The sequence below is a fragment of the Pseudomonas sp. NPDC079086 genome, from assembly GCF_044542155.1.
Classification (GTDB): Bacteria; Pseudomonadota; Gammaproteobacteria; order Pseudomonadales; family Pseudomonadaceae; genus Aquipseudomonas.
The window spans coordinates 818,464-831,873 of the sequence record NZ_JBITTY010000002.1; the positions used below are offsets into that span (position 1 = coordinate 818,464).

11 protein-coding genes are annotated in these 13,410 nt (G+C 60.1%); 2 read left to right on the forward strand and 9 right to left on the reverse strand.

Annotation, left to right across the window (positions count from 1 at the left end; genetic code table 11):
* Positions 1–2,793, reverse strand: a complete 2,793-nt coding sequence (locus ACIGEK_RS13530; protein ID WP_397493801.1) for a monovalent cation/H+ antiporter subunit A — start codon at positions 2,791–2,793, stop codon at positions 1–3.
* A 325-nt stretch (positions 2,794–3,118) separates the two neighbouring features.
* A complete protein-coding gene (locus ACIGEK_RS13535) occupies positions 3,119–3,580 on the reverse strand; it encodes a glycine zipper 2TM domain-containing protein (RefSeq protein ID WP_397493802.1) in 462 nt (153 codons plus the stop codon).
* A gap of 175 nt (positions 3,581–3,755) precedes the next feature.
* Here ACIGEK_RS13535 and ACIGEK_RS13540 point away from each other — a divergent pair, with 175 nt between their 5' ends.
* Complete coding sequence (locus ACIGEK_RS13540) at positions 3,756–3,992, forward strand: hypothetical protein (RefSeq protein WP_397493803.1); 237 nt, start codon at positions 3,756–3,758, stop codon at positions 3,990–3,992.
* A gap of 5 nt (positions 3,993–3,997) precedes the next feature.
* Here the strand turns inward: ACIGEK_RS13540 and pdxH are convergent, their stop codons facing one another.
* From pdxH to dinG, 5 genes are all read right to left on the reverse strand, one after another.
* Positions 3,998–4,645: a pyridoxamine 5'-phosphate oxidase gene (gene pdxH, locus ACIGEK_RS13545; protein ID WP_397493804.1), complete on the reverse strand. Its 648-nt coding sequence runs from the start codon at positions 4,643–4,645 to the stop codon at positions 3,998–4,000.
* An 87-nt stretch (positions 4,646–4,732) separates the two neighbouring features.
* Positions 4,733–5,413 carry an OmpA family protein gene (locus ACIGEK_RS13550; RefSeq protein ID WP_397493805.1) on the reverse strand — a complete coding sequence of 227 codons (681 nt, stop codon included), beginning with the start codon at positions 5,411–5,413 and terminating at the stop codon, positions 4,733–4,735.
* Between the two features lie 94 nt (positions 5,414–5,507).
* Positions 5,508–6,653, reverse strand: a complete 1,146-nt coding sequence (locus tag ACIGEK_RS13555; RefSeq protein WP_397493806.1) for a serine hydrolase domain-containing protein — start codon at positions 6,651–6,653, stop codon at positions 5,508–5,510.
* A gap of 118 nt (positions 6,654–6,771) precedes the next feature.
* Positions 6,772–8,907: a beta-agarase gene (locus ACIGEK_RS13560; RefSeq protein ID WP_397493807.1), complete on the reverse strand. Its 2,136-nt coding sequence runs from the start codon at positions 8,905–8,907 to the stop codon at positions 6,772–6,774.
* Positions 8,908–9,312: 405 nt separating this feature from the next.
* Positions 9,313–11,457: an ATP-dependent DNA helicase DinG gene (gene dinG / locus ACIGEK_RS13565; protein WP_397493808.1), complete on the reverse strand. Its 2,145-nt coding sequence runs from the start codon at positions 11,455–11,457 to the stop codon at positions 9,313–9,315.
* A 192-nt stretch (positions 11,458–11,649) separates the two neighbouring features.
* Here dinG and ACIGEK_RS13570 point away from each other — a divergent pair, with 192 nt between their 5' ends.
* On the forward strand, positions 11,650–12,114 hold the full coding sequence (locus ACIGEK_RS13570; protein WP_397493809.1) for a CopD family protein: 465 nt from the start codon (positions 11,650–11,652) through the stop codon (positions 12,112–12,114).
* Between the two features lie 52 nt (positions 12,115–12,166).
* Here the strand turns inward: ACIGEK_RS13570 and ACIGEK_RS13575 are convergent, their stop codons facing one another.
* Together ACIGEK_RS13575 and ACIGEK_RS13580 are read right to left on the reverse strand one after the other, a co-directional pair.
* Positions 12,167–12,928, reverse strand: a complete 762-nt coding sequence (locus tag ACIGEK_RS13575) for a collagen-like protein (RefSeq protein ID WP_397493810.1) — start codon at positions 12,926–12,928, stop codon at positions 12,167–12,169.
* A complete protein-coding gene (locus ACIGEK_RS13580; protein WP_397493811.1) occupies positions 12,921–13,271 on the reverse strand; it encodes a DUF1145 domain-containing protein in 351 nt (116 codons plus the stop codon). The genes ACIGEK_RS13575 and ACIGEK_RS13580 overlap by 8 nt, the downstream gene beginning before the upstream one ends.
* Positions 13,272–13,410: the final 139 nt, after the last annotated feature.

A 13,410-nucleotide genomic window follows, 5' to 3' on the forward strand; every position in this document is an offset into this window, starting at 1 on the left:
TCAAAGCACCTCTTCTACAACTTTTTCCTGGGTCAACTTGCCCAGGTTGGCGAGAATCAGCAGGGTCGCGCCGACCACCGTCAGGTACACGCCCAAGTCGAAGAGCATGGCGGTGGCCAGCTCGATTTCACCGATCAGCGGAATGTCGAAATGACCGAAAGCAGAGGTCAGGAACGGCCGATCAAACAGCCAGCTGCCCAGGCCGGTCAGTCCGGCAATCAATACGCCAAGACCGGCCATGCCCTGATAATTCAGCGGCAGGCGCGATTGCGTCCACTGCACACCACTGGCGACGTACTGCAGGATCAACGCCACCGCCGTGACCAAGCCGGCGATAAAGCCGCCGCCGGGCAGGTTGTGGCCGCGCAGGAAGATAAACACCGAGACCAGCAATGCCATCGGCAACAGCACACGTGACAGGGTGGCGAGGATCAGCGGATGGCGATCACGCGCCCAGTTACGGCCCTGCGCATCAACCTTCGGCTGGAACAGGCGCAAGCCGTCAAGCAGGGCGAAAATACCCACGGCGGCAATCGCCAATACGGTGACCTCGCCCATGGTATCGAAGCCACGGAAGTCCACCAGAATCACGTTGACCACGTTAGTGCCGCCACCGCCCGGTACGCTGTTCTCCAGGAAGAACGCCGAAATACTGTCGTACGGCCGCGTCAGCACGGCGAACACCAGCATCGCCACCATCACGCCAGTGCCGACCGCCAAGGTGAAATCGCGCAAGCCACGCAGGCTGCTCGATTCGATGCGGGTCTGCGCCGGTAGAAAGAACAATGCGAGCATCAACAGGATGATCGTCACCACCTCTACCGACAGCTGGGTCAGGGCCAGATCAGGTGCCGAATAACGGGCAAAGGCCAGGGCCACCATAAGCCCAACCACGCTGAGCATCAGCAACGAGACCAGACGCTGGCGATGGAAGATAACCGTCACCAATGCGGCCAGGGCCATGATGCCCAGGCCCAAAGCAGTGATGCCGTCGATCTCCGCCATGGCCAGCGGTCCGCTGATTTGTGGCAACGAACTCAGGCCCTGGGTCACCACGATTAACGCTGCAGCGAGTAACAGCGCCAGGTAACGCTGCAGCGAAGCATTTTCTAACCATCGGGTCACGGCGGTACACGCCTGGATCACAAGCACTACACCACGTTCAAAGATCAACTTGGCATCTACGCTCGGCAACCCGGCATACCAGCGGAACAACGGCTGGCGGAACACGTACACCAGAATCCCGCCGAACAGGGCGATAAAGCTCATCAGCAGTGGCAGGTTGAGGCCATGCCAGATTGCCAGGCTATAAGTCGGCACATCGCCGCCCAGGGTTGCCGAAGCAGCTGCCGCCAGCAGCGGGGCCACGGTGTAGGCCGGCACGATCCCCACCAGCAGGCAGAGAAACACCAGAATCTCCACCGGTACCTTCATATAGCGCGGCGGCTCATGCGGTGGGTAATGCGGCAGGTCGATTGGCTCGCCGTTGAAAAACACGTCGTGGATAAAGCGCAACGAATAGGCCACCGAAAACACCCCAGCCAGGGTTGCCGCCGCCGGGATAACCCAGTTGAAGCTGCCCAGCAGGTGCTGGTTGAGCGTCTCGCTGAAGAACATTTCCTTGCTCAGGAAGCCATTGAGCAGCGGCACACCGGCCATCGCCGAGGCCGCCACCATGGCCAGCACGGCCGTATGCGGCATGTACTTCCACATGCCGTTGATACGCCGCATATCGCGGCTACCCGTTTCGTGATCAATGATCCCCGCCGCCATAAACAGCGAGGCCTTGAAGGTGGCGTGGTTGATGATGTGGAACACCGCCGCCACCGCGGCCAGGCGGGTATCCAGACCGAACAGCAAGGTGATCAAGCCCAGGTGGCTGATGGTCGAATAGGCCAGCAGGCCCTTGAGGTCATGCTGAAATAACGCCATCCCGGCACCGACCAGCAAGGTCACCAGGCCGGTGATGCTGACCAGGTAGAACCACCACTCAGACCCCGCCAAGGCTGGGTACAGACGCGCCAGCAGAAACACCCCAGCCTTGACCATGGTCGCCGAGTGCAGATACGCCGACACCGGCGTCGGCGCGGCCATCGCATGTGGCAGCCAGAAATGGAACGGGAACTGCGCCGACTTGGTGAACACCCCCAACAGCACCAGAATCAGCGCCAGCGGGTATAGCTCATGGGCGCGAATGGCGTAACCAGCAGCCAGCACCTGAGACAACTCGAAACTGCCCGCGATATGGCCGATCAACAGAATCCCGGCGAACAGCGCCAGGCCACCACCGCCCGTCACGGCCAAGGCCATGCGTGCGCCTTTGCGGGCATCCGAACGGGCGCCCCAGAAACCGATCAGCAGGAACGACGACAGGCTGGTCAGTTCCCAGAACATCAGCATCAGCAGCAGGTTTTCCGAGAGCACCACGCCGAGCATCGCGCCCATAAAAAGCAGGAGGAAGGCGAAGAAGCGCCCCATCGGCTCCTTCTTCGCCAGGTAGTAACGCGCGTAAAGAATCACCAGCAGGCCGATACCGAGAATCAGCAGGGCAAACAGAAAACCCAGGCCATCCAGGCGCAAACTGAGATTCAGGCCCAGAGCCGGCAACCACTCCAGCTTGACCTTGAGCAACTCGCCAGCAAACACCGCAGACTGCTGCGAGAACAGCAATACCAGAGCCGTCAGCGGTGCCAATGCAGCCGCCACCGCGCAGGCGGAACGGCCCAGGCGCTCGGCGAACAAAGGCAGAAAAATACCGAGAAATGGCAAGGCGATGATCAGCGCAAGCGTCATAGAAAAACCCCTTAATACAAACCCGGCACGTCCCCGTACCCGGCTGACTCCCTAACCTGCTTACTGGCCGCAGCCGCAGGATTCACCTGAGCTGCAACCCGCGCAAAAGTATTGCACCGCGCGGCGACTAAAGCCCGTCGACGCCAAAACGTGCGCGATTATCCATAACTATCGGCCAACCGTCATGGATAGAATTATTACTAAACGCTGTGTTTTCCACGAGCTTGCCTGAAAAGCCTGCGAAACGCCGATAAACATCTGGTTTATCTGGAAAAAAGGCAATAAAAAACCGGATCAGTCGGGACTGATCCGGCCTCTTCGACACTCACTGAGTAACGCGGCTGGTGCCATTCACGGTCATGATGCGCACACGCTCACCGACGCGGAAAATCTGATTCTCTTCGACGGCCTGAACATAGGCACGCATGCTGCCGTCGTCTTCGCGCACGGTGATTTCCACACCCTGGGTACGGGTCAGACCTTCCTCAGTCATCGCCCCCAACAGGCCACCGGCCACTGCGCCAATCACCGCAGCCACCGCACTACCCCGTCCGCCGCCAATGCCACTACCGGCCACGCCGCCAATAACCGCACCAGCACCTGCGCCGATTGGGGTTTTCGTGCCTTCGATTTTCACCGGGCGCAACGATTCGATAGTGCCCATGCGTACGGTCTGCACGGTGCGTGCTTCATCGCGTGAGTAGGTGTCACCAGTCAGGCTGGAGGCGCAGCCGCCCAACAGGGCCAGCACGGAAAACGAGGCAGCCAACAGAAAGGGTTTACGCATGATTGTTTCTCCAGTTAGGCAGGCGCTCATTAAAACGCCTGCGCAGCTTAGCTGTCACCCGCAAATATGCAGCAAAACTTTACCCATGCCGCAGCACAGGGCCACGGCGCGACACTTCGCCGCGTGCAATCTCAGCATCCAATCAGCCTAAGCTAGAGCTTAGCTTGGGGGATTTATGGATTACTTTATTGTCGCCATCACCAGTGTTGCCGGGCTGTACTTCCATTGGTGGCTGTATGTGCGGATCAAGCGCTGGATCGACCGCGACCTTGCGCTGTCACTGGCTGGCGACTTAACAGCCAAGCGCAGCTATATGCTCGCTCGCCTGGCTGAGGCGCAGGCCGCCGGGATCAAACGCAACGACCTGCCAGCCTGGCTGGAGCACGCTGCCGCACAATACTCCGGCGACTAGCGCGCTCAGGGTGCTAGGCGCTCACGCAGCCAGGCAGCGCCCTGCAGGCGGAAATTAAGACGGTCATGCAGACGACTGGAACGGCCTTGCCAGAACTCGATGCGTTCCGGCAGCAAGCGATAACCGCCCCAGTGCGGCGGGCAATGCGGCGCGCGATCCAGAAAGCGTTGCTCGGTCTCAGCCAGCAGGCCTTCCAGTTCGGTGCGATCGGCAATCACCCGACTCTGCGGCGAAGCCCAGGCGCCCAAGCGGCTGCCCAGCGGACGCACCTGGAAGTAGGCATCGCACTCTTCGCTACTGACTCGCTCAACACGCCCCTCAATACGCACTTGCCGCTCCAGGCTGGGCCAGAAGAAGGTCATGGCGGCAAAGGGATTGGCGGCCAGATGCTGGCCTTTGGCACTGTCGTAGTTGCTAAAGAAGGTGAAGCCCCTGGCATCCAGACCTTTGAGCAGCAGCACCCGACAATGCGGGCGCCCTTCTCCATCGACGGTCGCCAGGGTCATGGCATTAGGCTCGACCGGCAATTGCTCGGTCTTCACCGCTTCGGCAAACCACTGCTCAAATAATGCAAAAGGCTCAAGCGGCGCTTGTGCTTCGCTCAAGCCATCGCGGGTGTAGTCACGACGCATATCAGCCAAGGTTTGAGTCATCGGCACATCCTCTCAACAGAAGCTGCCTAGCTTACCCGCGAGCGCTCTATTTGGCTTGATCCACAGCAACACCAATAACGTTAGAGCCTATTGGCTGCTGGCTGGTTTGTCGGCTTTAGCCACGGTTTTCGCGCTCTTGTCAGTCACAGGCTTGACCGCGGCGACTGCAACGGCGGGCGCAGGCTGGCTGTACTTGGAGATCAGCGCATTGAGGGTGGCTTTCGAGGTCAGGAGAATTTCCACCCGACGGTTCAGCGCACGGCCCTGCTGACTGTCGTTGGCCGCGCGTGGCATGTCCGAGCCAAGGCCTTTGACCATCAGGCGGTTCTGCTTGAGGCCGCTGAGGCGGAAAATCGAGGTAAAGGCACGAGCGCGCTGGTGGCTCAGTTCGCGATTAGCATTCACTTCACCACTGCTGTCTGCATGACCAAGTATCAGCACGCCAATGGTTTCATCACTTTCCAGCAGCTTGGCCATACGGCTCAGTGGGCCCAAGGTACTCGGCAGCATCATGTTTGGGCGATCCGGGTTAAACGAACCCTGCACAGGCGCAGTAACTACTAAGAGGTTTTCGCGGCGTTCGAACTCAAAATGAGTGCCTTTGATCGCTTCACGCACCTTCGGCTCATACACATCCAGCCAGGCCTGGGTAACTGCAGGTGGCGGCATAGGCACCACTTTCGGAGCAGGCTTTGCGGATTTGTCGAAAGCACTGCAACCGCTGATCAGAACACACAGGGCGATAGCGAGAGTTTTGTTAGCGAGCATCAGGTATCCACACGTGATAAGCAAAAAAGGAGCGGGCCACTGGCCCGCTCAGAGGCGGACCATGCCATGTTGCGCAGCAGTCTAGCCGAGCTCGCTATAAACAATCAGCTAACAAACGCGCAAGTTTCTGCGCACGGGGGTCCATCAAGACGAACGGTCCTAGATTATTGGTGACAAAACCAAAGGCCACATCCCGCTCTGGGTCGGCAAAGCCAATTGAGCCGCCGGCTCCAGGGTGGCCAAAGGCGCGCGGCCCCATGCCGTACGTAGCGTTGGCGACCTCTGGCTGGTCGAGCATGCAACCCAGGCCAAAGCGGGTGCGGGTCAGCAAGGTTTTGTCATCGCCCACCGCATGCTCGCGGTTCAGCTCAGCCAGCAACTCGCTTTCCAACAACTGGCCATCCAACAAACCACTGTAGAAACCGGCCAGGCTGCGGGCATTGCCATGGCCGTTCGCCGCAGGCTGTTGCATACGTCGCCATTCCGGCTTGTTGGTGCTGGTCATGATCGACGGCGGATTGGTAAAGGCGCGCGTACTCATCGCCGCAGGCTCGCTCATCATGGTCTTGAGCAGGCGCTGGGCTGCCGCGTCGCCGAAGTTACCCTTGCCACGGGAAATGATTGCCACCCGCTCAAACTCTTCATCCGCCAGGCCGACATGGAAATCTAGCCCCAGGGGTTTGGCCGTGCGCGCGACGATGGATTCGCCCGGCCCGCGCCCCTCGACCCGGCGCAAAACCTCACCCACCAGCCAGCCGTAGGTGATCGGCGCATAACCATGGCCCTCACCCAATGCCCACCAGGGCTGCTCGGCGGCCAGGGCCGTGGTCATCGCCTGCCAATCGTACAGCGCCTCAGCCGGCAGCATCTGGCGCAAGGCCGGCAGCCCGGCCTGATGACTGAGCAAGTGCCGCAGGGTGATCTTGTCCTTGCCAGCGGCGGCAAACTCGGGCCAGTAGCGCGCCACCGGTGCATCCAGTTCGAGTTTGCCTTCGCCCACCAGTTGCAGGGCGGTGACTGCGGTAAAGGTCTTGGTGCAGGAAAACAGGTTGAGGATGGTGTCGCTGTGCCAGGCCTGCTGGCCATCCTTGTCGGCCACACCGGCCCACAGATCTACCACGGTTTCACCGCCGATTTGCACGCAGAGCGCCATGCCGCGCTCCTGCGGCTCTTCGAACAACGCCGCAAAGGCGTCTCTCAGCGACTCGAACTTGAGGTCGAAATAACCCTGTATCTGCACCACCCTGCTCCCCTTTCTCATACTCGGCCAAATGCTCGGCCGATTGTTTCAGCTCTAACGCCTGTGGAGAACCCTGCGCAAGGTTGGCAACCCCACTATCAGCGCGGCGAATAGCCCTTTACGGGGTCGCCGGCACTGGCGCCGCTACCGGTTTGAGCAGCGTTTTCGGCACATCCAGGTTGGCTTTGCGCACGGCTTTGACGAAGCCATCCCACGGCCGGTCGGTAATTCCGACCAGGCCCAGATGACCGTTTTCACCATCCAGCAAACGTCCGGTAACCGGCTGATCAAGGTACTGAAACCAGTGCAAACCGACGATCTGCGGCTCTTCCAGGGCCTTGGCCAGGAAATGCGCATAGGCCGGGCCGCGTTCCTCTTCCTTGTAGACCTCGGCAACCCCGCCCCAGAACGGGCCACGGTCACGCGAGCCGAAGTGAAACTCGGTGATCATCAGCGGCTTGTCGAGCTGACGCAGTGCAGCAAAGTCATAACCGTGCTGCGGCTCGCGGGTATAGAAGTTGAAGCTCAATACATCGCAGAAGCTTGCGCAGGCACTCACCGCTTCGGGGATGCTGCTGGCGAAACGACCGCCCAGCAGCAGGTGGTTGGGCGCATGCCAATCGAGCGAGTCGGCAATGGTCTTGAAGTAGGTGTCGGCATACAGGCGCAAAAATGCCTGCATATCCTTCTCAATGGCCGGGAACTCGGCACTGGGCAGCGGCGCCTGAAAACCCGGGTCTTCCATCAATTCCCAGGCCGGCAGCTCGATACCCCAGGCGCGGGACAGGCCATTGTGGTTACGGTACTTGTCGCGCAGCTGTTTGAGGAAGGCGCGCTTGGCCGGCACATCGGTGCTCAGGCGCAGCGTGGCGTAAGCCAGGGCGTAGCGGCCGTTAGGATCATCCGCAGGACCGGCCCAGGCCAATTCGTTATCGGCGAAATAACCAAGCAACCAGGGATTTTCACGATGATCGCGCGACGCGATTGCCACGGCACGCTCGGTGGCCATGGCGAACCGCGGATCGAACGGGTCAGGCATCGCCCCCCACCAGTCGACACCGGTGCTGATAGTGGCGTAATCGCCATGGATCGACAGCGGAATGCTGAACGGCATGCGGGTATCGCCGCCAAATGTGGGGTCGCTCCAGTTACCCAGCGTGTTAAAGCCCCAGGCCTGCAGACGATCCTGGCTCAGCGTGCGCCACGCCGCAGGATCAAGCTGGCCATAGCTGCGCTGCAGGTTGGCCTTGTAGAAATCGAACCAACGCCCGCTGGCAAACGCCCGTCCCTGGTTGGCGCCAGTGTCGCTGCGGCTGTCGGAGGTGCCGAAATAGGCCGCGAGTGCATCACCCGGTTGCGGCAACCCGGTAAACATCGCCTCACGTCCCTCAACGTAGGTGGCGCTCTGCTGCGTAGTTACCGCATTGACGCCCAGCGAGTAGAACGGATGGCCTTCTGGCGTTACCAGGTACCAGCGGCCATCACGTTTCTCGGTGCGAAAGAAACCGCTCGCCTCAAACGGCTGCCCGCCAGTCCAGCCAGCAAACTTGTCCTGTGCGGGACGCTCAGCCAGCCAGGCATGCAGTTGCTTCTGCTCTTGGGCCACGGCCTGCTGCAGTTGCTCATCGTTCTTGACCTTGCCCGGCCAATCGGCTCGCGCATATTGGCCGTAACTGTCGACGATACCGGCATAGGCCGCAGTCGCGAACTGCTCGTCGGTCACGCCAAACTGGCTGATTAGAATATGTTGCGCGGCTTTCGGCTGCGGCATAGACAGGGTGACGGCACTGACCTTGCTCAGGTCCAGCGCCCCGCTGACTGTATCCGCCAGCAGCAGGCGCTGGCCTTTGTGCGTCCAAGGCATCGGCACACCGGCACGCATGCCTTGATCGCGGGGCGAAGCTGCCTGCAAAGGGATCAACAGAGTTTGCGCAGGGCCAGCAGGCAGGGCGATGCGCGTGCTCAGACGCTGGCCGTCAGTGCTCTCGATCAGCACATCCAGAGTCAGCGCCCAGTCCATGGCGTTCTGCATACGCAAGCTAACCTGCGCCTGCTGCGACCAGTCCCAGCTACCGTTTTGCGGGGTGAGACGCAGGCTCGGCTGCTCGGCGGGGTGGAAGGTCACCCGCCGCAGCACTTCACCTTGCGGGGTCGGCTCGCCGATACGGTTGGGCAAATCGGCATCTTGCGTGGTGACTTGTACGGCATCCATTGGCCGAACAAAGTTGAACAACTCCTGCGGCCCTGTCGCCATAGCGTTGCCGACAAAACCCACGAGCGCTGAAAGCAGAACAGCCGTTTGCAACCTGCGCTTAACCTTCACGAACCACACTCCCGCATTGTTTCAACCGACCTGGGCAATACTGCCCGAGGCAAAATTCAGGCCCTGGTGACTATCAAGGCATTGTTCACGCGTCATTGGAGCCGATAAGACTCAATGAGTTGCTTACCAGTCCGCTGAAAACTTCCTGCGTTGGCAATACTGCTTTAAAAACGGCCTCGGAAAGCCGCTTGCGGCTAACGCGCTTTAACGTGACCCGGAGGACGAGTGAAACTCGTCATGCTCATTTACAGCCAGTAAATTCCGCTTCCTAGGCCATTCTTGCCTTGGCTGCCTCGCCCACGTTTTCCATCAGCCTGGTAACTGACAGGCGAACTGCTAACTGATTTCCCGACGAAACGGCGGCAAGGCATTGAGAATCGACTTGCCATAGCGCTGAGTGACCACCCGCCGGTCGAGCAAGGTGATGATGCCGCGATCGGCCTCAGTGCGTAGCAAACGCCCGCACGCCTGCACCAAGCGCAAGGACGCGTCTGGTACAGCGATTTCCATAAAGGGGTTGCCGCCGCGCGCTTCGATCCATTCGGCCAGGGCCGCTTCTACTGGATCGTCCGGCACGGCGAAGGGGATCTTGGCGATCACCACATGTTCGCAGTAAGCACCTGGCAGATCGACGCCTTCGGCAAAACTGGCCAGGCCGAACAGCACGCTCTCTTCACCGGAATCGACCCGCGCTTTGTGCTTGTTCAGGGTTTCCTGCTTGGACAAATTACCCTGGATAAATACCCGCTTGCGCCAGTCGCGCTCCAGGCCATCGAAGACCTCCTGCATCTGCTTGCGCGAGGAGAACAGCACCAGGGTGCCGCGCGAGCCCTCAACCAGACCAGGCAGATCGCGAATGATCGCCGCCGTGTGGGCCACCGCATCACGCGGATCGGCATTCAGGTTAGGCACCCGCAGTACACCAGCATCGGCGTGATGAAACGGGCTCGGCACTACGGTGGTGACCGCCACTTTCGGCAAGCCTGCACGCATGCGGTAGCGATCAAAGGTGCCCAACGCTGTTAGGGTCGCCGAGGTCACCAAGGCGCCATAGGCGACATTCCACAGGTTACGGCGCAGGGTTTCGGCGGCCAGGATCGGGCTGGCGTTGACCTCGATATCAAACAACGCACCGCTGTCGGCCAGGGTCAGCCAGCGCGCCATCGGTGGGCTTTCCTCCGGGTCTTCAGCAGTAAAGGCCAGCCACAGCTCCCAGTTGCCCTTGGCCCGCGCCAGCAGGCTGCCAAACAGCGGGTACCATTCCTCGGCCTGATGACTGGCAATACCGACAGCGCCCTCACCATCCATGGCTTCCTTGAGCTGTTCGGTCACGCCGGTAAACAGATCATTGAGTTTGGAAAAACCCTTTTTCAGCTCCAGGCCCAGTTCGGTCAGATGCTCCGGTACCACACCGCCGACAAAGCGATGGCGCGGCCGCTCGCGGCCCTGCATATCCTCACCTGGCTTGAAATCGGCCACCTGCTCGCAGGCCGCAAACATAAACTGCTGCTGGGTTTTGATCTCTCGTGCCAGTTCCGGCACCTGCTCGATCAACCTGCCTATATCCCCCGGCAAAGGGTTCTGCGCCAGCAGCTTGGTCAGATTCTTGTCGATCTGAGTCAGCCAATCGGCAGTCGAGCGCAGACGGGTGAAGTGAGCAAAATGGCCGATGGCTTTGTCTGGCAGGTGATGGCCTTCGTCGAACACGTAAAGGGTGTCGCGCGGGTCCGGCAGCACCGCACCGCCACCCAGGGCCAGATCCGCCAGGACCATGTCATGGTTGGTGACGATCACATCAACCTTGCCCATGCCCTCGCGCGCTTTGTAGAAGGCGCACTGCTGAAAGTTCGGGCAATGGCGATTGGTGCACTGGCTGTGATCGGTGGTCAGTTGCGACCAGCGCGTGTCTTCCAGCTCTTCCGGCCAGCTGTCACGATCGCCGTCCCATTTATTGCCGGCGAGTTTTTCGATCATCGTGGTGAACAGTTTCTGGCTCTGCTCATCCACATCAATCTTGAATCCTTCTTCCTCGAACAACTGGGCAGTGGCGCTCTGCGCCTGGCCTTCCTGCAGCAGGATATCCAGCTTGGACAAACACAGATAACGACCCCGCCCCTTGGCCAGGGCGAAGCTAAAATTCAGCCCGCTATTGCGCATCAGGTCTGGTAGATCCTTGTGCACGATTTGCTCTTGCAGTGCCACGGTGGCAGTGGCGATCACCAGACGTTTGCCCGCGGCCTTGGCAGTAGGAATCGCGGCCAGGCTGTAAGCCACCGTCTTGCCCGTACCGGTGCCGGCCTCAACCGCCACCACCGCAGGATCTCCTAGACGTCGGCCTTCGTCGTCAGTCTTGATTGCCCCTAGCACCTTGGCAATTTCAGCAATCATCAGGCGCTGACCATAACGCGGCTTGAGCGACTTGGCTTCGAGAAAACGGGAATAGGCGCCCTGAATCTGGGACTTGAGTTCGGTACTGAGCATGGGGTCTTGACGCGAAAAGGCTGGATAAATTTTCAGTGTTTGTAATCGGCGGCTATCATAGCGCGCTAATTGATCCCGCGCTGAACCGCTTAGAACCTGTTTACGATCTCGCGAGCGAGCGCCTGCTTCTAACGCGGCAGAGCCGACGAGCAGCAGATCGAAAATAGATTCTTAACTAACAGGAGTGCTTGCATGACCCCATACGCCTTCGTCTACAGCCTGCACCTGCTCGCCGCCCTGATCTGGGTGGGCGGCATGTTCTTCGCCTGGATGATCCTGCGCCCGGCAGCAGTCGTCGCACTGGAAGCCCCGTCTCGCCTGAAACTCTGGTTAGAGGTCTTCCCGCGGTTTTTCTACTGGGTGTGGGCTGCAGTGATCGTACTGCCGGTGACCGGCGTGGGCATGCTGCACCTGCGCTTTAACGGATTCGATACCGCGCCGCGCTATGTACACATCATGATGGGGCTGTATATCGCCATGCTGGCGCTGTTTCTACGCATCCAGGCACTGCAACTGCCTGAGCTGCGCCGCGTCTTGGCGGCAGAGGATTGGCCGAATGGCGGCGCCGTGCTTGGGCGTATTCGTCGGCTAGTCGGCATCAACCTGCTGCTGGGGTTACTGGTTGTGGCAATTGCCGGCATCCGCCCCTCGTTTTAACTGCGCTTAAGCAACCGCTGCCAGTGGGCAGCGGTTGGAAATACGTGATCGGTTAGAACTGCACGACATTCAGAGCGCCAGCCGGGCCTGGCTCACCGGGCCGCCCAGCTTGCCCAGGTTTGCCGTCGCGAGCACCATCGGTGCTGTACAGCCAGCACCCCTTACTCACACCACCTTGGCCTCCCGCACCTGGCACGCCCGGCTGACCGCCGCTGCCACCATCGAGACGCACCTGCAACTGCTCAACCGGGAAACCCTGCGGAACTTCCAGGCGTACCTGCGCGCCCGCAGCACCCGGTTGGCCATCGCCACCATTCAAGCCATCATAGCCGCGACTGGCTTCACCCCAGGTACAACCACCTGGCTTGCCATCGGCACCGGCAAGGCCGGCATAACCGGGGGCACCGGTACCGCCACGGGCATCCAGCACCAGGTTTTCCAGGGTTACAGCCTGCATACGTAGGCTCAGGTTACGCCCTGGCAGCGCCGGCTTATCAGCACGGCCCTGGGCGCCACGCGCACTGATCTGTGCGCCGCTGGCAATATCTGCGACTTCCACTTCGAGACGCAACACCTGATCACTGGGGGCAATCGCCAGGCGTGCGTCGCGCCCCAGGGTTAGCTGCGCCACACGAATTTCTGTTAACCCGGGGGGAATCAACAACGTGCCGTGATCGGCAATTTCCAGACGGTCCAGCAGCAACACGCTGGTATTGCTCGGCAGACGCATAACTACATGGGAGTCGACTTCAATTACCGCCTGGGCCAATGCCAGTGGACTGAACAGCGCCGCAAGGGCGAGCAACTTACGCATTTCCGGCCTCCATCGGCAGCGCCTGCTCAGGCTCGGCTTCAGCAGCTACAGTCGCTTGCGCAGTCGGCAAGCCGAGCAACTGAAAAACCCCGAATAGCATGACCTGTACACGCTCTTGTGTCGGTTTGGAGCAAGCGGCAATACGCTTGTCAAAAAACCACAGTTCAAGCCCATGGATCAGCAGAATAAAAGCCCCAGCGCCGTTCAACAGCAGCGCGAAAGGTTGTGCAAAGGGTTGCAGCAGATTTGCCAATACAACGCCCCAGAACAATGCCGTCAGCACTTTACCCAACGTCAGAAATGTCTTCATATCCGCCCCCGGCAGTTTTTTATTTCGCTGCACCTTATCTGCTTTGGGAGTGTGCTGCCAGAAGACCAGTAAAAACCATGGAGGTGGAATACCTTCACAGCTTTTACTGGGTTGAAACTGCTCTCTCGCTAGCAGGCCGTTGCGAACCCGGCAGATGGGTTCGCAACGGCCT